This is a genomic window from Ruegeria conchae (assembly GCF_000192475.1).
Classification (GTDB): Bacteria; Pseudomonadota; Alphaproteobacteria; order Rhodobacterales; family Rhodobacteraceae; genus Ruegeria; species Ruegeria conchae.
In genome coordinates, this window is the sequence record NZ_AEYW01000013.1 from 211848 (window position 1) to 233587 (window position 21740).

Consider the following 21740-nt stretch of genomic DNA (forward strand, 5'->3'; position numbering starts at 1 on the left):
TTCTCAGCAGAAAGCGATCAGCGTGTCTCGGCTCAAACTCGATCATCTACAAACATTTCTTGCTGTCGTGCGCTTCGGCAGTGTCAGCAAAGCAGCCGATGTGCTCAACCTTACGCAACCTGCCGTGACAACGCGCATCAAGTCCCTTGAAGACGTCTTGGGAACGTCGTTGTTTGAACGTGAAAGCGCCGGAATGCGCCTGACTAAGCGTGGGGATATGCTGATCCATTATGCCGAGCAATTTCAACACCTTTCCGATCTGGTCGAAGAGCACGTTGTAGACACGAGCGCGGTTGACAGGTTGATCCGCCTTGGCGTGTCCGAAACCATTGCACAAAGCTGGTTGCCCGAATTCGTCGGTGCGTTGCGCGCAAAATACCCCTCTCTCAAGATTGAGATCAGCGTCGACATTTCATTGAACCTACGGGACCAGTTGCTGGGGCGTGAAATCGATCTGGGTATCCTGCTTGGGCCGGTCTCGGATTACACGGTTGACAACGTGGTATTGCCGGATGTGCCACTGGCATGGTTCCAGGCGTCGGGTGGACCTGTTGGTCAAAATGTCGATCTGGCCGGCATTCCCATCGCGACCTACGCCAAGAACACTCGGCCGTACCGGGTATTGAGAGCCGCTCTGTACGAACGGTTCGGTTCCGGAATCTCCCTTTTCCCGTCCTCCTCATTGTCATCTTGCTTTCGGATGGTTGAGGCTGGGCTATGCGTAGGCGCCCTCCCGATCTCGCTGGCAAAAAAACTGGTGCAAGAGGGAAAACTGGTCGAATTCAACCCGGGATGGGTTCCCGAACCCCTTCAATTTTCTGCGTCTTATCTGGGTGATCCACGCAACCATCTGCTTGAGGCTGCAGCGGGTATCGCCAAGGAAATAGCGCTTCAACAAGCATAAAAACTTTTTATGTAGAAGGCAAAAATAATACAATTTGATTTTATGCCTCGGTCACACGAACGTATTCCAAATGAGGGAGGCGTCGTGATGAACGATCTGTTTGAGCCACTAAAATCTGCGACAACAGAGTCTGTGCGCGCGCAGATCAGGTCACAGGCCTATCGCGGGCACACTGCCGGTTTGGGCGGAAATACCCTGCAGGCCAACCTGGCGATATTGCCCGAACCTTACGCGTTGGATTTCATGCGCTACTGCCAGCGAAATCCAAAACCCTGTCCGATTGTTGGTGTTTCCGACACAGGTAATCCCAACATGGATACCTTGGGCGGTGATATCGATATCCGCACCGATACTCCGGCCTACTACATTTATCGCGATGGCATCCACACCGACACGGTTCATGATCTCAGAAACCTGTGGCGTGATGATTTTGTGGCTTTCGCATTGGGGTGCTCGTTTACCTTCGAACATGCATTGCAACAGGCCAAAGTACCGCTCTGGCACATCGAAAACGACCGCACTGTGCCAATGTTCGCGACCAGCATCCAGACGGTTAAATCTGGTCCGTTCGAGGGGCCTATGGTCGTCAGTATGCGGGCGATCCCTAATGCAAGGGTCGACGAGGTTGTCGAAATCTCGCGCAAGTTTCCTTTGGCGCACGGCGGTCCGGTGCATTGGGGTGATCCGGCGATCATTGGGATTGCCGATGTAAGTAGCCCGGATTGGGGCGATCCGGCTCCGGTCCCCGACGGAACCACGCCAATGTTCTGGGCTTGTGGCGTCACACCTCAGGCTGCGATCAAGAATGCCAAACCTTCAATCGCGATCACACACAAGCCGGGTCACATGCTGATCACCGACATCGCTGATGACGCCGAAACACCAATCTACCAATCAAGATGATGCAACAGGAGAGAAACCAGATGAAGAAACTCGCAACAACACTCGGCGCGCTCGCTGTTTCAGCAACCGCTGCAATCGCCGACAGTCCCGTGGTTCTGAATGCAGTTGGAACTTGGTCCAGCCTCACGAATTACCAGAAACACGAAGAGCCTTTCTTTAACCAGAGGCTCAACGAGGCATCAGGTGGAGAAATAGTCGGAAAGATCCAATCGCAATCCGGTTTGGGGCTAAAAGGCTTCGAGATCATGCGCATGGTCAAGAACGGCGTCTTTGACTTTGCATTCGGGTTGCCTGGCTACGTCGCTGCTGAAAATGCGATCTTCGAAGGTGCAGATTTGTCTACCCTGACACAGGATATCGACACTCAACGAAAGGTGGCCGATGCCTATTTCGACACGCTGTCCGCGGCGTTCGATGAAATCTACAATGCCAAGCTGTTGATGCTGTACCCGTTCCCAAGCCAAACCTTGTGGTGCAACGCCGAAGTGAACGGGATTGCCGATCTGGAAGGCAAGAAAATCCGTGTCTATTCGACGACCTTGGGTGATTTTGTCGAGGGCGTCGGGGGCACATCCGTGACAGTCGCCTTTTCCGAGGTTATCCCGGCACTGGAGAAAGGTGTCGTCGACTGTGCGATTACGGGGACGATGTCAGCCTATACAGCCAAGTGGAACCAGGTCGCCACCCACGCTTATACCTTGCGTGTCGGTTGGGGTCTCGCATTCGGAGCCATGAACCTGGACAAATGGAACAGCCTGTCGCCCGAGCAACAGGCACTCTTGGAAACCGAACTCGCAGTGCTGACGGACTCCATGTGGGCCGAGACTGCAACCGAAGATGACATTGCGATTTCATGCATCACTGGCGGCAAATGCGAGATCGGAGAAGCCGGATCCATGACGCTCGTCGAACCCTCGGCAGACGATCTGTCCGCACGGGACAAGATCGCGACCGATGTCGTGCTGGCCCGTTGGGCGGAACGCTGCGGCGCCGATTGTGCCGCAAATTGGAATGAAACCGTTGGCCCGATCCTTGGCCTGAAAGCCGAAGCCAAGTAATCCGGCCAATTCAGTGGGGCGGCCGGACTCCCGCCGCCTCACCACAAAACATCAGGTTATCAAAATGTTAGACAAGCTCTTAGGCGGCGCGCAGAGGCTCAGCCTCTGGATGACGTGGCTGGGCGGTACACTGATCGTGTTTTCGGCCTTCCTCATCACTCTCGAAGTCTTTCTGCGCAAAGTTTTCAACATCTCTCTGGGCGGGGCGGACGAAATCTCGGGCTATGCCTTCGGTGTGGCAACCGCTTTGGCGCTGTCTTTTGTGCTGTTTGAACGCGCGCATATCCGGGTTGACGCTCTGCTTGGAGCAATTCCCAAAGCGCTGCACCCGTTTATCAACCTGTTTGGCCTCGTGCTTTTGACGGGGTTTGCGTTGGTCATCGTTGTGATGGTGTGTGGAATGGTGGCGGATACGCTGGCTAACGGTTCCCGATCAATTACGCCGATGCGCGTTCCGCTGGCCATTCCCCAGATACCGTGGCTCTTGGGTTGGATGTTCTTTGTAGGCTCGGGCGTTCTGATCGCTCTGACCGCGATCCGACAGTATTTCCGAGGCGATCTGGCCGCAGTGCAGGACCTGATCGGCGTGAAATCCCTGGACGAACAAATAGAAGACGAGACGGTATAGACCAATGCTGATCAAGACACTCCTGATCCTTCTTGCTCTCATCGGTCTGGCCGTTCCTATTGCCGCCTCGTTGGGTTGGCTGGGCCTGATCCTGCAATGGACCGATAGCCCGATGCCGCTGCACCGCGCAATATCGGATATGGCATGGCAGACCAGCACGGACTTTCTGCTGGTGGCAATCCCGATGTTCGTAATGATGGGAGAAATCCTATTGCGTGCTGGTATCACCGAACGGATGTACGACGGTATCGTGAAATGGCTTGGTTGGTTGCCAGGTGGGTTGATGCATTCCAACATCGGATCCTCGGCCCTGTTTGCGGCAACGTCTGGGTCATCCGTAGCCACGGCAGCAACCATCGGAACGGTGGCTGTGCCGCAGATCAAAAAGCGGGGTTACAACGAACGGCTGTTTCTTGGTACGGTGGCTGCCGGGGGAACGCTCGGCATTCTCATCCCGCCTTCGATCAACCTGATCCTGTATGGTTTGTTGACCAATACGTCCGTGCCGGAACTGTATCTGGCGGGCTTCCTGCCCGGATTTCTGCTGGCACTGCTGTTCATGGCGACCGTCGTTGTGGCATGCATGATCAGGCCGGAATGGGGCGGGGACCAATTACGCCACAGCTGGGCAGAGCGGCTTGCTGCACTTCCCGCACTGATTCCGCCACTTGGCATCTTCATGGTAGTCGTCGGCTCCATTTATGCGGGACTGGCAACTCCGACCGAAGCCGCAGCTTTGGGGGTTGTTGCCTCGATGGCGCTTGCGGCGTTCAACGGCAAGATGTCGATGGAAACCATGCGTCACGCAATTGAAGGCACGATGCGTACGACGGCCATGATCATGCTGATCATCATAGCTGCGGTGTTCCTGAACTTTGTCCTTTCAATCATCGGCCTGACCCAAGCTCTGACCGATTTCGTCACAGGGCTGGGCTGGAGCCCCATGCAAACCATGTTGATGATCGTCGCGGTGCTGATCCTGATCGGCTGCTTCATGGAGACGCTTTCCATGCTGTTGACCATGGCACCGCTGGTTACACCGATCGTTGTGGCGCTTGGCTTTGATCCGGTTTGGTTTGGCATCTTGTTGATGGTACTTCTGGAAACCGCTCTGATCACGCCGCCCATTGGGATCAATCTGTATGTGGTGCAGGGGATCAGAAAAGCAGGGCCCATGATGGATGTGATCCGCGGCGCATTGCCATTTGTTGTCACCATGTTCGTCATGCTCGGGCTTCTTTTGGTCTTTCCTAAGCTCGCAACCTGGTTGCCTTCTCTGGTGTACTAAACCGCCAAGACACCTTTCCACTTTCATGAAATTCAATGCCGGTTTGTCCGGCAAACAGAGGAGTTATGTCCATGTGGCAGTTTTGGGTTGATCGAGGTGGCACGTTCACCGACATCGTTGCACGCAAGCCGGATGGGAGTTTGCAGACACATAAGTTGCTGTCCGAGAATCCTGAGCGCTATGCTGACGCCGCCGTACAAGGGGTCCGTGAATTACTGGGTTTGGAAAGTGATCAGGACATCCCAAAAGGGTCAATTCGTGCGGTAAAGATGGGAACCACGGTCGCGACCAACGCGCTGCTTGAACGGAAAGGCGACCGAACCATACTGTTCATAACGAAGGGGCTGCGCGATCTTTTGCGGATCGGATATCAGAACCGTCCTCGCCTGTTCGACCTGAACATCCAACTGCCCGAGCTTTTGTACGAAGACGTAGTCGAAGTCGAAGAACGCATCGCGGCGGCTGGCGAGGTCGTAACGCAGCTGGATATCGACAAAACGAAAACCGCTTTGGAAAAGGCCTATTCGGAAGGATATCGTTCCGTCGCTGTCGCGCTTATGCACAGCTTTCAGCATCCCAATCATGAAAAACTGATTGGCGAGCTGGCGCGTGCCGTTGGGTTTCCACAAATCTCGCTTAGCCACGTGGTGAGCCCGCTGATCAAACTGGTCGGCCGCGGAGATACCGCAGTGGTTGATGCCTATTTGTCACCCATTCTTCGCCGATATGTAGAGCAGGTAGCGAAAGCTCTGGGCGCGGATGAAGGCGGGTGTAATCAATTGATGTTCATGCAGTCTAACGGCGGCTTGACTGACGCTGATCTCTTCCAGGGCCGTGATGCAATCTTGTCCGGGCCGGCGGGCGGTGTTGTCGGGATGGTACGCACCGCTGCAGATCATGGCTTTGACAAACTGATTGGTTTCGACATGGGTGGTACGTCTACGGACGTGTGTCACTATGCCGGTGAATATGAACGATCCTTTGAAACCGAGGTTGCTGGCGTCCGGATGCGTGCGCCGATGATGTCGATCCATACGGTCGCTGCAGGTGGCGGATCAATCCTGTCCTTTCGCGATGGCAGGATGCAGGTCGGGCCGGAAAGTGCTGGCGCCAACCCCGGACCTGCTGCCTATAGGTGCGGCGGCCCGCTGACCGTCACCGACTGCAATGTCTTGCTTGGTAAACTGCAGCCCGAGCATTTCCCTTCGGTTTTCGGCCATGAAGGCAACGAACCGTTGGACAAAGAAATTGTGCGCAGAAAATTTGAATCTCTGGCGGCCGAAATGGGCACGGATAAATCAATTGAGGAACTTGCACAGGGCTTTTTGCGGATCGCTGTTGAGAACATGGCTAACGCGATCAAGAAAATCAGTGTGCAACGCGGTTACGACGTTACCAAATACACTATGAATTGCTTTGGCGGCGCCGGGGGACAGCACGCCTGTCTGGTCGCCGACGCGCTGGGGATGGAACGGATTTTTATTCACCCTTATGCAGGCGTTTTGTCAGCTTTTGGTATGGGTTTGGCGGACATCACAGCGATCCGGGAACACCAGTTCCAGTCCTCTATTCTGGATACAGAGGCACAGAATATCTGTGATACTCTGGCACAGTCCGCTACGGCTGAGGTTGCAGCGCAGGGTGTGGCAGAGGTTGATATTTCGATCTCAGCAACTGCCCATATCCGCCCCGCGGACGCTCAGCAAAGCCTGTCGGTGCCGTTGTCCGACCCGGGTACGATGCGCGACGCATTTGTCGTGGCGCATAAGCAGCGCTTTGGATTCGCGCCGGATACCAGCGATCTGATCATCGAGATGCTGGTGACAGAGGCAATCGGAAAGACGGGTGAGCAGGTCACCTTGCCCGACAAAATCGCGGCCGGGGCCACTCAGACCCCGGTGACGCTTTATAGCAGTGGGCAACACCAACAGGTTCCCCTTATCGATCGGACGCAGCTTGGTGTTGGCCATTCGGTGAAAGGCCCTGCGATCTTGACCGAACCCACCGGAACAAATGTCGTTGAAGACGGCTGGACCGCCACCTGTCTGAGCGGTGGCAACCTGATCTTGACGCGTGAAACTCCGCTGCAGCGGGTTGAGGCGGTCGGCACAAATGTCGATCCGGTCATGCTGGAAGTATTTAACAACCTGTTCATGTCTATCGCCGAACAGATGGGGGCAACGCTCGCGAATACGGCGTATTCTGTGAATATCAAAGAGCGATACGACTTTTCCTGTGCGATATTTGACCAAAACGGTGATCTGGTCGCCAACGCGCCGCATGTACCTGTGCACTTGGGCTCGATGTCGGAAAGCGTTCGAACGATCCTGCGCCAAAACAGGGGCAAGATCCGTCCAGGTGACGTGTTCATGATGAACAACCCCTATAATGGCGGCACTCACCTTCCCGACGTTACTGTCATCACCCCAGTTTTTGACGAAGCAGGTGAGAAAATTGTGTTCACCGTCGCCTCGCGCGGTCATCACGCTGATATCGGAGGCAAAACCCCTGGGTCGGCTCCGCCCGACAGTCGCCACATAGAAGAGGAAGGCGTGTTGATCGACAACTTCTTGTTGGTCGATCGGGGTGAATTGCGTGACGACGCGGCGCGCGAACTGTTGGCGTCGGGGCGTTACCCGTGTCGCAATGTCGATCAGAACATGGCGGATCTTGCGGCGCAGATTGCCGCGAACGAGACCGGAGCGGTCGAGCTGCGCAAGATATCGGCACAGTTTGGTCTGCCAACAGTCCACGCCTATATGGGGCACGTTCAGGACAACGCTGAGGAGAGTGTGCGACGGGTTCTCGACGTCCTGCGAGATTGCAGCTTTTCCTACCCATTGGACGGAGGGGCAAAAATCGAAGTTGCAATTTCGGTAGACAAGGCATCCCGAACCGCCACCATCGATTTTTCGGGCACTTCCGGCCAATCACCGCTCAACTACAATGCGCCACTGGCGATTTGCCGTGCCGTTGTCTTGTACGTGTTCCGAACGTTGGTCGGCAGCGACATTCCGATGAACGAAGGCTGTATGAAACCTCTGAATCTGATTGTTCCGACGGGAACGATGATCAATCCCAACGCGCCCGCGGCTGTCATTTCCGGCAATACTGAAGTCTCGCAAGCCATTGCGGACACCCTTTATGGTGCACTTGGGGTTGTTGCAGGCAGCCAGGGCACGATGAACAACTTTGTCTACGGCAATGCAACCTTTCAAAATTACGAAACCATCTGCGGAGGGACCGGAGCTGGCAAGGGCTTTGACGGTACCAGTGCAGTACACAGCCACATGACAAACACCCGTATGACGGACCCGGAGGTACTGGAAAGCCGGTTCCCGGTGCGGTTGGAGGAGTTTTCGATCCGCTCTGGTTCGGGCGGGACCGGTGAGTTCCAAGGTGGCGATGGTATCCGCAGGCGGTTGCGGTTCTTAGAAGAAACAACCGTGACCGTCCTTTCGTCCCACCGGGATATCCATCCACACGGTGCCTCTGGCGGCGCCCCGGGCGCGACGGGACAGAACGCTATTGTCCGCGGCAACGGGTTGGTTCAAGAGCTTAGCGGTAACGACCAGTCAGTACTGCTTCCGGGAGATGTTTTCGTAATGGAGACACCAGGCGGAGGTGGGTTCGGCCAACCAGACAAAATGGTATGATTTGGAGATACTTGATGAAATAGGGATTGTTGTGGCAAAAGGGTGCTCTTGACTTGCTCGGGATGTGGCGAAAACGCTTTTTTTGACAGGAAAAACAGCTGAGACCAGCTTCGTCCAGTGACGCTGGTCCGCTGCCAATCGGCTATTGCTAGTGTTATGAACGACCGCTTTGGGGATTCGGTTTTGAAGCGTCGAATTGGTGTTTGAAAGGCCGCTCTGGGCCACCCCGTGTCAGTTATTTGCGGGGCAGGGGGCTTTGCTGCACCGGCACCGAGGTCAGCATCGAACCCATTCTGCAAAATGCTGCGTTTCGAAGGACTGGTGGAAGATAGACTATACCTGACACCAACGGCGGCAATTAAATGCCCGTGCTTCAATCGATAAGCTGTAGGACGCTCATGCCCGCGTCTATTGCTGCCTGAACACCTTGCGGTGAATCCTCGATAACCAAAACGTCGTTTTGAGGTACCGCCAAACGTTTTGCCGCTAGTTTGAATAACTCTGGCGAAGGTTTTGGCCGAACGCCGACAGAGATACTGATCAAATGGTCGAAAAGATCCCTCGTCCCTACGGCTGCAAGTGACTGCTCAGCGACACTTCGTTCCGCATTCGTTGCGACCGCCAATGAAATCCAGCCTTCTTTCAGTGCCAACATTGCCGTAAACGGCAGCCCCCATGTGCAGACCAATACCGAAGTCCATTCTGTCCTCAGTCAAGATTTCCTCCCGCCTTTGGAATGCTTCTCTTGTGGCCGACAATGCTGCTTCACACACGTCCTCTGGTAACCTTCTACGTCCGTCAAACGGGAATATCGCAAGCAAGCCGTCGCCAACAAATTTTAGAACTTCTCCCCCGTGGTCGTGAACCGCGCCGGCAACACAGTCAAAATAACGGTTAACTGCCGCGACGTATTTTTTCGGAGACAGACTTTGAGTAAGGGCAGTCGAGCCCTGCATGTCACTGTATAGAAGCGCACAGTCGATCTCTCGAACATCGCCACGCGATATTTGTCCACTTAAGACAGAGCGACCTGAAATCCTGCCCAAATATGCTTCCATCAATTCAGCCGCCAAGTACAGTTCAGAGAAAATACGCGCGGTCCCAAACAAAGGTGTGGAAAGACGCCTAAGACCATTAACCTCACGGTCGGAAAAACCCGACCGTTTCTTTGTGGCAAAGAATACCGAGACACCAAGTAGCCACTCTGACCCGCTGTCGAAACTTATTATGCGTGTTCCGAACGGAGCAGAAAAAACGAGGTAGTCAGTGATGCCCGATGCGGCAAGCTTTTGGTATATTGGGTAGTTTTCCCAGACCTACGGATTAGTGAGATCAGCGCGAATTGACGGCATCATTTCAAATTCGCCATCCATGCTGTCGACCAAGTCCCAAATCTCGGTATTCATGAACTTCTTAGCGAGTTTTTCTGTTACTTTGGTGTTTTCACCAAATGGAGCTTTGTCAAAAAGATCATCCGTAACCGAACTCCATGGCATAACAGTCCAATCCAATCGATCGCTTGAAGCATCCCAAGTCGCATCAAGCAGCCCAATAACGGGGTGCATTATCAAACGACCAAGTGAAACACGCGCGACCGGAACTCCACCATCGACCAACCGATGGCTTAAATGCTGGACTAAACCACCGATATCCCCATCGAAAAAGGCCAGCTTCTGCAACCAGTCTGAAATGCTGTCAAATACATCTCACGTAGTACTCTCCTCAACCATATTGTGTTACAGCTAGTTGTTCATGTCATTCGGTTTATTGGTGGGGGTTTTGCGAAGGATCAGCTTGGCATATGGATGCTGCAATGCACCTAAGGTAGGAGCGAGCCAAAAGCGGTTGCGCTTTCCCAATAGGACCTCTTTGCCAAAATATCTGGCTGACAGTGCTCTTTCTTCTAGCTAGCTTCCAACAAGCGGGGGGAGAAACATGGAAAAGAGGCTTGCTGCAGTGCTGGCGGCTGATGTCGCCGGATACTCGGCGTTGATGGATCAGGACAGGGACGGAACGCTCAAAGCACTGAAGATTTTCCGTGAAGATCATCTGATACCCGCTTTGGCAGTTCATGAAGGACAACTGATCAAAAGCATGGGTGACGGCTGGATTGTCGAGTTTCGCTCCGCATCAGCCGCGACAGAATTCGCGATTGCTGTTCAGCTCGCTGACCGACCAAAGGAGATCCAAATCCGCATCGGTATACATACCGGCGAAGTCGTTTCGGAAGGCGAGGACATATTCGGTGACGGTATCAACATAGCTGCCCGCCTGGAGGCATTAGCAGAACCGGGGCAGATACTGCTTTCAGACACAGCACATAACAGCTTAGACAGGAATGCCGCCGCGTCGTTCTCTGGTGGCCAGCAGACTGAGTTGAAAAACATTACTCGCCCCGTTGGTGTCTGGCAGTGGCCTGTCGGTTCGGCGACGACAAGTGCATCTGTCAAATCTGAGAAACCCGGTATTGCTGTGCTGCCGTTTGACAATATGTCGGGCGACCCGGAGCAAGAGTTTTTCGCCGACGGAATTACCGAGGACATCATAACAGAGTTGTCTCGATTTCGTTGGTTGATGGTCGTGGCGCGAAACTCATCTTTCACGTTTAAAGGAAAGAGTACCGACATTCGCGAAGTCGGGCAGGCGCTCGGCGTGAGATATGTGCTTGAGGGGTCGGTAAGGCGAGCAGGCCAGCGCCTTCGCATTACAGGACAGTTAATTGATGCAGAGAATGGCAGTCATCTTTGGGCTGATCGTTTCGATGGAACGCTGGACGATGTTTTTGACCTGCAAGATCAAGTCACACAGGAAGTTGTCACGGCGATCGAACCGTCCGTTCGCCATGCCGAGACGGTCCGCGCTCGGGCGAAACCGACGGAAAATTTGGATGCCTATGAACTTTATCTTCAGGCTCAATCACACTTTCATCTGCTGACGGACGAAGACAACCGTGAGGCCATTCGCCTTACGCGTCTGGCGTTGGAGCGCGATCCCGATTACCCGTCGGCAGCTGGATTGCTTGCGTGGTTGCATATCCAAAGGATGGTGCAGGGGCTGAAACCAATTGACGAAGGGCCAAAGGCCGCCGTCGCCGCAGCGGAACGTGTATTGTTAAGTGATCGCGCGGATGGAATTGCGTTGGCTTACGCCGCACACTCGATCTCGATGCTTGCACAAGACCTGCCGCGCGCGCGCGCAGTTTTCAAACAAGCACTCTCTGAAAATCCAAACGCTGCGATCGTTCATATGCTCGCTGGCATCAATCTGAATTTTCTCGACAGACCCGAAGAAGCCCTAGAACACGCTACACACTCGATCAATCTCAGTCCAAAAGATCCGATGCGGCACGCAGCCTATGTCGGGCAAGCCTCCTCATTTTTCCAACTTGGCCGCTATGCCGAAGCCGTACAAGCCAACCGAAATGCGTTGGCCATCAGGGCGAAATTCGTGATTACGCATCTCATGCTCATCGCATCCTTGGCTCAAAACGGAGACCTCGAGTCAGCAAGGGCTGCGGTAGCTGAACTGAAGGAACTTCGTCCGGATCTTGACATCAAAGAGCAAACGAGACTGCCCATATTCAGCGTTCCCGAATGCTCGGAGCAATGGCGGGAAGGATGGTTAAATGCAGGCCTTCCAATCTGAGATAGCAAAACCAAAAAAGTGATCCAATCCGGAGGCTTCGTTGGATGTGTCGCAAACTTTTGAGACAGTCAGAGTTAGCGACTTACCTGACACACCTATCCTGCGATCTCTGCAAATTGCAGAAAACCAGATGTCGTAGTGTTGGGGAATTGCTGCTTTCGGATCATGTTGGCGACTTCGATGCCGTCCAGTGTGGCCGAGGCGGTTCTGAACGATTTGAACCCGCACATGTGCCGGATGCGACGCTTGATAAACTGATGATCCTGCTCGATCAGGTTGTTTAAATACTTGGACCTGACTGTATGAATTTTGGCGGTGCAACCAAACCGATTAAGGATTTTGTTCACCTCTCGAATGCCCACTGCGTTGGCTCCGCTTTTGTCGATGACGATCTTGCTCGGGATTCCATTTGACGACAGAGCTTTGGCAAAGAACCTGGCTGCCGCTGGACGGTTCCAGCGCTCAGACAGCATGAAATCATGGGTATTTCCTGCCTTGTCGACGGCCCGATAGAGGTAGATCCATTTGCCGCGAACAGGAATATAGGTCTCCTCCATACGCCAGGAGCTCAACGTTGGGCGTTTCTTTGATTGCGCACGAGCTGCGACGATCGGCGAGTATTTCACAACCCACCTATTCAATGTGGCATGGTCAACTCGCACACCGCGTACAAAACAGTATCCTTGGGAAGTGACAGCACTTCAATGAGATCATGCTCAATTAACCTGTTCGAAATCTATTCGGCGGAAACAATCGTCAGATCACACAGGCTCGTCAACTAGACCCCAGAGTTTGCGACACATCCGACATGCGTTGACCGAGATGCACGAGCGGTAGGAGATTGCAACTCAAGAGTGGCCGCGCCTACTGACGCAGACGGCTGACTTTGCGGGAATCGGCAGTAAATGTTACTGTCGCCTTGTTGGCAAGATCGCCGCTAGGTTTCTCCGGCCATCGCGTTTCGTTATTATTTTTGCAATAAGTTTTTTAGCCGTTCGGCCGGGCGATCCGGGGCCTCTGGGCCAGCGTTTCAGGATGCTTTTGAACGGAGGCAGACATGCCGGAAACAGTATTTGAACGCGCGCCAGACGGCGCAATCATTGGACTTCAGCATCATGGCGACCCACTTGAGGGGCGTACAAAAGGAACCAGTGCGCTGGATGTGGCCCAGGCCTATGTCGCCGAAGTGGCGGGCTTCTACCGGATAACGCCTGATTTTCTTGATCGGCTCGGTGAGAGTGTTTCGGGCAAGTATGATCGCGAGGAGGGCAGCAAGCTGCGGCTGGAAGAATCCAAGGCGGTACAGTCCTTTCTGATCTTCACATTTCGCCAGACCCTTCACGGAATTCCGGTCTGGGAACGCGGCCTGACGCTGCGAATGGCTGGTCCAGACAATGTGGTCACCGGTTCGTCCTCAAGCGTCGCTTCCGATATCGAACTCGGCAATCCTCCCACACCGCCGGCCAGCCGAGACAAACAAGCTGGCACGGTTCTGCGCGAAGCGGTGAAAGGGGCCAAATTCACAAAATTCAAAGTCAATGACATCCAGGACTTTGTTTATCGCTACGACGCGAAACATCGTCTGCCGCACAAAGAACCGGGCGAGATCGAAGGTGCCAAGTTGACCCCGCTGCCGGATATCGGCCGTGTACCAAAGGGCCTTAAGGACGGCGAATGGCGTTTCGCGAGCCTTGTGCATTTTGGCTGCAAAATTCCCGACTACGGAGAGCTGAACTGGCGGGCACTAGTCGACTGGGAAACCAACGCGGTGCTCTATATCCGGCCCTTGGTGGGCTGCGTCTCGGGCTATGTCTTTACTGACGACCCGATCTCACTTTCAGGAGATTCCGAGCTTGATCCGACGGCGCCGGTCGCGCTTTTGGACGCACAACGCGAGCTGGTGGCACTGGAACGGTTAATATTACCGGGCGGAGGCGCACCGGTGGAGCTGAGCGGCGAACTAGTGGCAGTACGCGACCTCGACACGCCGAACATCGCCCCACCGACTGAAAATGCCGGTGCCGCATCGGTCTTTGACTATCCCGCCGACAGCGACGATTTCGCGGCAGTCTGCGCGTATTACAACCACGATTTCCTGTATCGCTTCGTCCAGTCTTTGGGCTTCGATCTGCTCAGCTATTTCGACGGGGTAACCTTTCCGGTGGATGTGGATCACCGTTGGTTCAATCCCGCTGCAGGGCCGGTGAACGCCCAGGCCCCCGGCAATGCCATAGGCGACGGTGTTCTACGATTTCGCTATGCACTGGCGGCCAATGGGTCCACGGTCGGCATGGCTACAGACTCGCGCGTTTCGGCGCATGAGTTCGGGCACGCGGTGCTGTGGGATCATCTCAATTGGCCCAATTTCGGCTTTTGTCATGGCTTTGGTGACGCGCTGGCGGCAATTCTCTACGATCCGCAGGGCATCGCGCCGGATCGTTTCCGCACCTTCCCCTTCAGCAATCTGATCACCCGGCGTTGGGATCGGTCGGTTGCCTCGGGCTGGGGCTGGGGTGGTACGATGGACGTGGGCGGATATCTGTCAACCGAGATCAACGCCACAACGCTGGGCCGGATCTATCGATCTTTGGGCGGTGACTCTACCGATCTGGACGACAGGCTACATGCCAGCCGCTACACGATCTATCTGATCCTGCAGGCGGTACCGCTTTTGGCCGGGATCGTGCCCAACACAGTCGAAGGTTTTTCCCGGGCCTTGCAGGAATCTGACCAGAACACTGCTCTATTCGACGGTGCAGCCGGAGGCTGGGCACACAAAGTGGTGCGCTGGGGCTTTGAGAAGCAAGCCCTCTACAACGGAGCACCGCCCGATGTGGACGTCTTCATTGATGACGGACGGCAGGGTGAATACCCTTGGCAACAGTCAGGCAATGTCGCCCCCGGCATATGGAACCGGCATCGTCCCGACGGGGGCACCGACCATGAAACGCCGCGCCGCTGCGTCGAGAACTATCTGTATGTCCGGATCGGCAATCGCGGCAACTACCCAGCCCAATCAGTGACGTTATCAATGGCCCGCGCGACCGAAGGTAAGGGTGCCACATGGCCGGACGACTGGGAACCGCTTATTGTAGGAGAGCCCATCGGCCAGTCCGTGCATTGTGGCGACGAAGTGATCGTCGGCCCCATCCCGTGGTGCCCCGAGGACATATGCGAGGAATACGTCCTTGCCAGCGCGGATACGCCGGACGATCGCAGCAATGTCGAGACGATTGCAGGCAGTCTACCTGTCGACCGGCTGGCGCTTGGTGACAACAACGTCGCCCTCCGCCGATTGGAGGTAAACCGCGCCGAAGATGACACCCCTTGCTGCGAGGAGGAAGAACCGAAGATGACCTATCGTTACGCTGTCAAGTTCGTCTGCGGCTGTTCCAAAGGCCGCATTTTATCCACTGGCCGCTATCACACAGCAATTAACATCGGCAACGGCAGCGGAGAACCGGTGCGTTTCCGCAAACGGGTATCCTCTGCCTTGCCAAACGAGAAACCGGGCAATGTCTCAGCCAGGACAAAAAACAAACTCGGACCTTGGGAATCGATGGAGATCGATTGTGAAGACGTGGCGCGACATCTGCGTGTGGCCGAGTGCTGTTTCCTGAAGGGGTTCGTCTTTATCGACAGCGAAACACCGCTGGACGTTGTCGCGGTCTACACCGCAGCCCATGGTGAAGGCGAAGTGGAAACAATCGATGTCGAACCGGTCGTGCCTCGGCTGATCAAAAAGACGCCACCACCACCTCCTCCACCTCCGCCTCCGGATACCGAAGAGAAGCCGGATTTGATCCCGGTACAGCCCTTCCCGCCCGGTCCGCCACCCTTCCCGGCTTGGTATTGTGAGGAACCACGCAAGTTGAGGATCATCGTGCGTAACATTGGTGCAGGGGCCGCGGGACCATCGACCACACGGGTCGATTTCTTCCAGAGCGGCGTGGTGGTAGACTTGCCAACGCCGGCGTTGGGGCCAAACGGGGATGAGACCACCCTGTCGCTCGTCTTCCCTGACGACGTCAAAGGTGGCGAGCAGATCCCCTTCAAGATTACCGTCAATGCCAATCCGGTCGATGGCGTGGTGGAGATTGACACCACCAACAACAGCGACTCCTCTTCCTGCGGCCTGGCCAGCTAGGGAGCGCCGCGGGTAGCCCGGGCCTGTATTGGCCCGGGCTGCGCGGCCACGAATTTTTGGTAGCACAACTCCATTGCATTCAAGGAATAAGTCTCGTCCGCGGGGGTATCTTTCGCACCCATAGCGAACGGTAGGTTCGACGGGCCGCAGTGCAGCGACCGAGTGTGGTGGTCAACAGCCGGTTTGGACCTGTTGTGCCATGACTAGAGATGCATTCTTTCCTGATGTCGAATTGGATCATCGATGTTTTAATAGCAAACAAAACTACCGGAAGGTTGAATTGTTTTCTTACTCTCGGGTGGTTCCACTTGACCTCCATATTCACATGAAATAGGAGGTGCTGTACTTGAGCGGGCGTTGTGTAGTGGTAAGACCTTAGCCTTCCAAGCTAATGACGCGGGTTCGATTCCCGCCGCCCGCTCCAAGAAATCCCTTCCGACACATGACCTACAAAATCAGAAGAGATTTCTCCTTAAATATTTAATAAAAAACAAAATAATTTGAATTAAAGCGTTTGTCTTCCAAGCTAATGACGCGGGTTCGATTCACGCCGCCCGCTCCAGTTCTTTCCCCATGCCAGTTGCGTCAAATGGCCCTTATCGGGCTGCAAATCTCTGCCTTCAGCTTGACCATAACCGTCGCTGCCGCCAAGAAGCAGTGATTGACGCCCGTTTTGGGGCGAATGACCACAACGTAAGGGCCAGACATGGCAAATTCACGCTCCGCCAGTCCAGCGAACAAACCGGCTCCGGGCACTCAGGAAGAGCGCGCGGGATCCAGAAAAATAGGTGTTCTGGCATCGTTGTGGCCCTTCATGAAGCCTTACCGATTACTGATGATTGGCGCGACACTTGCGTTGATTTTGACGGCGAGTATGACGCTGACGCTGCCGCTGGCAGTACGCCGGGTCGTTGACAATTTTCGCATCGAAGATGGCGAGCTGCTGGATTGGTACTTTTTGGCGGCTCTTGGTATTGCAGGCATTCTCGCGGTCGGGACGGGTATTCGCTATGCGTTGGTGACGCGGCTGGGCGAGCGTGTTGTCGCTGACATCCGGAGGGCTGTCTTCGATCGCGTGATTGGTATGAGCCCCGAGTTCTATGAACGGATCATGACTGGAGAGGTGCTCAGCCGGATCACGACCGATACGACGCTGATCCAATCGGTTCTCGGATCATCGGTATCGATCGCGTTGCGCAACATGCTGATGTTTGTCGGCGGGCTTATTTTGATGTTGCTGACATCGGCCAAATTGACAGGGATGGTCCTGCTGCTAATCCCCGCGGTGATCGTGCCTATACTGGTTCTGGGCCGCAGATTGCGAACCATCAGCCGGGAAAATCAGGACTGGATCGCGGCGTCTTCTGGCAATGCAGGTGAGGCGCTTGGGGCGGTGCAAACTGTACAGGCCTTCACCCATGAACAAGCCAGCCGTGCGCAATTTGGCGAAATGACAGAAATTTCGTACGAAGTTTCTCTGCGCCGTATTCAGACCCGTGCGGTCCTTACTGTGATCGTAATTTTCCTGGTGTTTTCTGGTATCGTCGGCGTGCTGTGGATGGGTGCGAATGACGTGCGCAATGGAGCGATGACCGAAGGTGTTCTGATCCAATTCGTGATCTACTCGATCATCATGGCAGGCTCGGTCGCCGCCCTTTCGGAAATCTGGAGCGAACTGCAGCGCGCAGCCGGAGCAACTGAGCGGCTGGTCGAACTTCTAAACGCAGAGGATACGGTTAACGACCCTGCGCAAGCCAAGACGCCGCCAGCTCCGGTGCGGGGCGAGATTCGCTTTGACGACGTGACTTTCCACTATCCCGCACGCCCGGACGTGGTAGCGCTGGATCAGTTTTCACTGCAGATCGACCCCGGTGAAACCGTGGCCTTCGTCGGACCTTCCGGCGCAGGCAAGACAACCGTGATCCAGATGATCCAGCGGTTCTATGATCCGGATTCCGGGCAGGTAAGCCTCGACGGGCTTGATCTGCGCGAACTAGACCGCAACGACTTTCGCCAGCATATCGCGTTGGTTCCACAGGACCCAGTTATATTTGCCGCCTCGGCGCGTGAAAACATTCGTTTTGGCCGCCTGGATGCTTCGGATGCCGAGGTTGAGGCAGCGGCGCGCGCCGCTGTCGCGCATGAATTCATCTCGGCGCTACCTGAGGGCTACGACAGCTTTGTGGGTGAACGCGGTGTGATGCTCTCGGGTGGGCAGAGACAGCGCATCGCCATCGCCCGCGCCATTCTGCGCGACGCGCCAGTCCTGCTGCTGGATGAGGCCACCTCGGCACTCGACGCAGAAAGCGAGCGCGCGGTGCAGGGGGCTGTCGATAATATGCGGGCCGGGCGTACCACGCTGATCGTGGCGCACCGTCTGGCGACCGTGAAGAAGGCGGACCGGATTATCGTGCTCGAGGCCGGGCGCATTGTGGCACAGGGAACGCATGACGATCTGGTGTCGCAGGACGGTTTGTATGCCCGATTGGCGCGTCTGCAGTTCACTGACGGGGTGGCCGCAGAATAAAGTGACGCACCGGCACATCCGGAATCGCCGTTGCGTCATTCTACATTTTCTCACAGCTGATCGCTAAGCCCTTGCTTGCGCGAGTTGAGTTTTACTTCCATCTTGGAGGCAACGAAAACCCGCGCGTGACACGGGAGAGAGATCAGGGGAGGAGCCACATGGCCTTTGTGGGAATCGAAGACAAGGCGCGTATGGAACAGGAGATGCCATGGGAGGACCGGGATGTGCCTGTGACCTTCCACCAGCTTTTGTCGCGGACGGCGGGCAGGTTCCCGAACCACAAGGCGATCAGCTTTCAGTTGCTATCTGGCCCGACCGACAAAGCAGAGACGCTGACCTGGTCGGAACTGCTAGGCAAAGTCAATCAGGCGGCGAATCTGTTCCGCTCGCTTGGGATCGGTGAAAAGGATGTGGTGGCATATGTGCTGCCCAACTGTAACGAGACCCTGGTCACGATGATGGGCGGAGCGGTGGCGGGGATTGTGAATCCGATCAACCCGTTGCTCGAACCCGAACAGATTGCAGCGATCCTGCGCGAGACCAAGGCGAAGGTTGTGGTCACTCTGAAATCCTTCCCCAAGACGGACGTGGCCCAGAAGGTTGAAGAGGCTGTGCGCCACGCACCCGGCGTTCACACGATTCTCGAGATCGACTTGAACCGTTATCTGACGCCGCCAAAATCCTGGCTGGTACCGTTCCTGCGCCCCAAGATGGGTGACAAGGAAAAGCTGGCCCACGCGACCTATAAGAATTTCATTGCTGAGCTGAACAAGCAGCCAAAAACGCTGACCTTCGAAGACAGCAAGGAAGATCGCGTCGCGTGCTATTTCCACACCGGCGGCACCACAGGCATGCCGAAGGTGGCGCAGCACAAGTATTCCGGTCTGATCTACAACGGCTGGCTGGGGCAGACTCTGCTGTTTGACGAAAACGATGTCATCATGTGCCCGCTACCGATGTTCCACGTTTTTGCGGTGCATGTGATCGTGATGGCAGCCGTATCGTCGGGTGCCCATGTCATATTCCCGACACCTGCGGGGTATCGCGGTGACGGTGTCTTCGACAATTTCTGGAAGCTGATCGAGCGCTGGAAAGTCTCGTTCATCATTACGGTGCCCACCGCGATTTCTGCCAAGATGCAACGCCCGGTGGATGCGGATATCTCATCCGTCAAAACCGCGTTCTCGGGCTCGGCTCCACTACCGGTTGAACTCTTCCGCAGGTTCGAAGAGGCCACAGGCGTGACCATCGTCGAAGGTTATGGCCTGACCGAAGCCACTTGCCTTGTGTCGTGCAACCCGGTGGATGGAGAGAAAAAGATCGGTTCGATCGGTATTCCGTTCCCATATACAGATGTGAAAATCCTGCAGGACGGGCCAGATGGTCCGACCGAATGCGGTGTCGATCAGGTCGGCGAAATCTGCATCTCGAACCCTGGCGTTTATGCGGGCAACACCTACACCGAGGTCGATAAGAACGTAGATCTCTACCATTTCGACAAGTACCTGCGCACGGGCGATCTGGGCCGCTTTGATGAGGATGGTTATCTTTGGATCACAGGTCGGGCTAAAGACCTGATCATCCGCGGCGGCCACAATATCGACCCCGCCGAAATTGAAGAGGCGCTTCTGGGGCACGAAGCTGTCGCCTTTGCGGGCGCGATCGGTCAACCGGATGCACACGCAGGCGAACTGCCATGTGCGTTTGTTGAGCTGGTCGACGGGGCCTCGACCACGGACAAAGAGCTGCTGGAGTTCTGCAAGGTTCACGTCCACGAACGCGCTGCACAGCCCAAGCATTTGACCATTCTCGATGAACTGCCGAAAACCGCAGTAGGCAAAGTATTCAAGCCTGATCTGCGCAAGCACGCGATCACGCGTATATATAATGGTGCTCTGGAAGCCGCCGGCGTCGCGGCACGGGTCGTTTCTGTCATCGACGACAAGAAACGCGGGCTCGTCGCGCAGCTTGACGCGAACGGCGCGTCCGAGGACGATGTGGCCAAGGTGCTGGGTGCGTTTACCCGACCGTGGGAGTGGTCTGAATAATCTGGAGGGACAATGGACTATGAACGTCTAATCGACGAAGAGACCTGGGATTTCATCCGGCGTACCGCCGAGAGCTATCCCGATGATACAGTCGAAATGTCCATTGCTGACCAACGCCGGGTCTATGACACGATGTGTCAGGATTTTCGCCAACCGCGACCCTCGGGCGTTGATGTTCAGGACAGGTCCGCCGATGGCGTGCCTGTTCGCGTTTACACTGCCGGTGATCCCACTCGAAATGTGATTTACTTTCACGGCGGCGGGTTCGTCGTGGGCGGACTGGACAGTCATGATGATGTCTGTGCTGAAATCTGTGTTCAGACTGGCTATCGGATAATCTCTGTCGATTATCGCCTGTGCCCTGAATATGTGCACCCGGCGCAGTTTCAGGACAGTTGGGCTGCTGTGAGCTGGGTGGTTCAGGAATATGGCGATCCAATCGTTCTGGCGGGAGACAGTGCAGGCGGTAATCTGGCTGCAACCGTTGCGCATTATGCCCGAGGGCGATTAGATAACGTGCTGGGTCAGGTTCTGATCTATCCCGGTTTGGGCGGTGACATGTCAAAGGGTTCATATATCGAACATGCAAATGCGCCGCTTTTGACCCTGGACGACATCCGGTTCTACCAAACTGTACGCTGCGGTGGGCCTGCACCGAATAACGATCCCTCATTCGCTCCGTTGCAGGATGATGATTTTTCTGGCCTCCCACCGACGGTTGTTGTGACGGCTGATTGCGATCCACTGCGGGATGACGGACCGGCCTATTGTAAGCATATAACTGCGGCAGGTGGGTTGGCCCATTGCATTAATGAACCGGGGTTGGTTCATGGGTATCTGCGCGCCCGAACTTCGGTCAGGCGCGCCGCTGACAGCTTTGAGCGTATCTCGGTGGCGATCGAGGCGCTGGGGCAGGGGATCTGGGCTTACGACTAA

The 21740-nt window shown here is 55.4% G+C and carries 14 protein-coding genes, 1 tRNA gene and 1 pseudogene; 12 read left to right on the forward strand and 4 right to left on the reverse strand.

What is annotated here, in order from left to right; genetic code table 11:
- Positions 1 to 22 precede the first annotated feature (22 nt).
- The 6 genes from G7G_RS0112960 (at position 23) to G7G_RS0112985 (ending at position 8437) form a co-directional block, all read left to right on the forward strand.
- Positions 23 to 904: a LysR family transcriptional regulator gene (locus G7G_RS0112960; RefSeq protein ID WP_010441859.1), complete on the forward strand. Its 882-nt coding sequence runs from the start codon at positions 23 to 25 to the stop codon at positions 902 to 904.
- A gap of 87 nt (positions 905 to 991) precedes the next feature.
- Complete coding sequence (locus G7G_RS0112965; RefSeq protein WP_010441860.1) at positions 992 to 1807, forward strand: putative hydro-lyase; 816 nt, start codon at positions 992 to 994, stop codon at positions 1805 to 1807.
- A gap of 20 nt (positions 1808 to 1827) precedes the next feature.
- Positions 1828 to 2865: a TRAP transporter substrate-binding protein gene (locus G7G_RS0112970; protein WP_010441861.1), complete on the forward strand. Its 1038-nt coding sequence runs from the start codon at positions 1828 to 1830 to the stop codon at positions 2863 to 2865.
- A gap of 64 nt (positions 2866 to 2929) precedes the next feature.
- Positions 2930 to 3493: a TRAP transporter small permease subunit gene (locus G7G_RS0112975; RefSeq protein ID WP_029621989.1), complete on the forward strand. Its 564-nt coding sequence runs from the start codon at positions 2930 to 2932 to the stop codon at positions 3491 to 3493.
- A 4-nt stretch (positions 3494 to 3497) separates the two neighbouring features.
- Positions 3498 to 4781, forward strand: a complete 1284-nt coding sequence (locus G7G_RS0112980) for a TRAP transporter large permease (RefSeq protein ID WP_010441863.1) — start codon at positions 3498 to 3500, stop codon at positions 4779 to 4781.
- Between the two features lie 71 nt (positions 4782 to 4852).
- Positions 4853 to 8437, forward strand: coding sequence for a hydantoinase B/oxoprolinase family protein (locus G7G_RS0112985; RefSeq protein WP_010441864.1), 3585 nt, complete (start codon positions 4853 to 4855; stop codon positions 8435 to 8437).
- Between the two features lie 373 nt (positions 8438 to 8810).
- Here the strand turns inward: G7G_RS0112985 and G7G_RS24970 are convergent, their stop codons facing one another.
- The 3 genes from G7G_RS24970 to G7G_RS0112995 all read right to left on the reverse strand — a co-directional run bounded on the left by G7G_RS24970 (position 8811) and on the right by G7G_RS0112995 (position 10116).
- On the reverse strand, positions 8811 to 9092 hold the full coding sequence (locus G7G_RS24970; protein WP_010441865.1) for an HAD family hydrolase: 282 nt from the start codon (positions 9090 to 9092) through the stop codon (positions 8811 to 8813).
- Entirely contained in the window at positions 9025 to 9510 is a 486-nt protein-coding gene (locus G7G_RS23015) for an adenylate/guanylate cyclase domain-containing protein (RefSeq protein ID WP_139056606.1), read from the reverse strand. The genes G7G_RS24970 and G7G_RS23015 overlap by 68 nt, the downstream gene beginning before the upstream one ends.
- A 243-nt stretch (positions 9511 to 9753) precedes the next feature.
- Positions 9754 to 10116, reverse strand: coding sequence for a hypothetical protein (locus G7G_RS0112995; protein ID WP_010441866.1), 363 nt, complete (start codon positions 10114 to 10116; stop codon positions 9754 to 9756).
- Positions 10117 to 10372: 256 nt separating this feature from the next.
- Here G7G_RS0112995 and G7G_RS0113000 point away from each other — a divergent pair, with 256 nt between their 5' ends.
- Positions 10373 to 12082: an adenylate/guanylate cyclase domain-containing protein gene (locus G7G_RS0113000; RefSeq protein WP_010441867.1), complete on the forward strand. Its 1710-nt coding sequence runs from the start codon at positions 10373 to 10375 to the stop codon at positions 12080 to 12082.
- Between the two features lie 95 nt (positions 12083 to 12177).
- On the opposite strand, the pseudogene G7G_RS23020 reads toward G7G_RS0113000, so the two are convergent.
- Positions 12178 to 12750: pseudogene (locus G7G_RS23020) on the reverse strand (IS6 family transposase); the annotation flags it as partial.
- A 389-nt stretch (positions 12751 to 13139) separates the two neighbouring features.
- Here G7G_RS23020 and G7G_RS23710 point away from each other — a divergent pair.
- The 5 genes from G7G_RS23710 (at position 13140) to G7G_RS0113030 (ending at position 21740) form a co-directional block, all read left to right on the forward strand.
- Positions 13140 to 16229, forward strand: a complete 3090-nt coding sequence (locus tag G7G_RS23710; protein ID WP_010441869.1) for a hypothetical protein — start codon at positions 13140 to 13142, stop codon at positions 16227 to 16229.
- Positions 16230 to 16579: 350 nt separating this feature from the next.
- Positions 16580 to 16653 (forward strand) — tRNA-Gly (locus G7G_RS0113015).
- Between the two features lie 282 nt (positions 16654 to 16935).
- On the forward strand, positions 16936 to 18756 hold the full coding sequence (locus G7G_RS0113020) for an ABC transporter transmembrane domain-containing protein (protein ID WP_010441871.1): 1821 nt from the start codon (positions 16936 to 16938) through the stop codon (positions 18754 to 18756).
- A 158-nt stretch (positions 18757 to 18914) separates the two neighbouring features.
- Positions 18915 to 20804 (forward strand): acyl-CoA synthetase, encoded by a 1890-nt coding sequence (locus tag G7G_RS0113025; RefSeq protein ID WP_010441872.1) that lies wholly within the window; start codon positions 18915 to 18917, stop codon positions 20802 to 20804.
- 12 nt (positions 20805 to 20816) lie between these two features.
- On the forward strand, positions 20817 to 21740 hold the full coding sequence (locus tag G7G_RS0113030) for an alpha/beta hydrolase (RefSeq protein ID WP_010441873.1): 924 nt from the start codon (positions 20817 to 20819) through the stop codon (positions 21738 to 21740).

What these genes read in the sequence shown, in the direction of transcription:
- G7G_RS0113025 (WP_010441872.1), top strand. Translation starts at nt 18,915, where the DNA reads ATGGCCTTTGTGGGAATCGAAGACAAGGCGCGTATGGAACAGGAGATG.
- G7G_RS0113030 (WP_010441873.1), top strand. Translation starts at nt 20,817, where the DNA reads ATGGACTATGAACGTCTAATCGACGAAGAGACCTGGGATTTCATCCGG.
- G7G_RS0112980 (WP_010441863.1), top strand. Translation starts at nt 3,498, where the DNA reads ATGCTGATCAAGACACTCCTGATCCTTCTTGCTCTCATCGGTCTGGCC.
- G7G_RS0113000 (WP_010441867.1), top strand. Translation starts at nt 10,373, where the DNA reads ATGGAAAAGAGGCTTGCTGCAGTGCTGGCGGCTGATGTCGCCGGATAC.
- G7G_RS0112985 (WP_010441864.1), top strand. Translation starts at nt 4,853, where the DNA reads ATGTGGCAGTTTTGGGTTGATCGAGGTGGCACGTTCACCGACATCGTT.
- G7G_RS0112970 (WP_010441861.1), top strand. Translation starts at nt 1,828, where the DNA reads ATGAAGAAACTCGCAACAACACTCGGCGCGCTCGCTGTTTCAGCAACC.
- G7G_RS0113020 (WP_010441871.1), top strand. Translation starts at nt 16,936, where the DNA reads ATGGCAAATTCACGCTCCGCCAGTCCAGCGAACAAACCGGCTCCGGGC.
- G7G_RS0112975 (WP_029621989.1), top strand. Translation starts at nt 2,930, where the DNA reads ATGTTAGACAAGCTCTTAGGCGGCGCGCAGAGGCTCAGCCTCTGGATG.
- G7G_RS24970 (WP_010441865.1), bottom strand. Translation starts at nt 9,092, where the DNA reads ATGTTGGCACTGAAAGAAGGCTGGATTTCATTGGCGGTCGCAACGAAT.
- G7G_RS23710 (WP_010441869.1), top strand. Translation starts at nt 13,140, where the DNA reads ATGCCGGAAACAGTATTTGAACGCGCGCCAGACGGCGCAATCATTGGA.
- G7G_RS0112965 (WP_010441860.1), top strand. Translation starts at nt 992, where the DNA reads ATGAACGATCTGTTTGAGCCACTAAAATCTGCGACAACAGAGTCTGTG.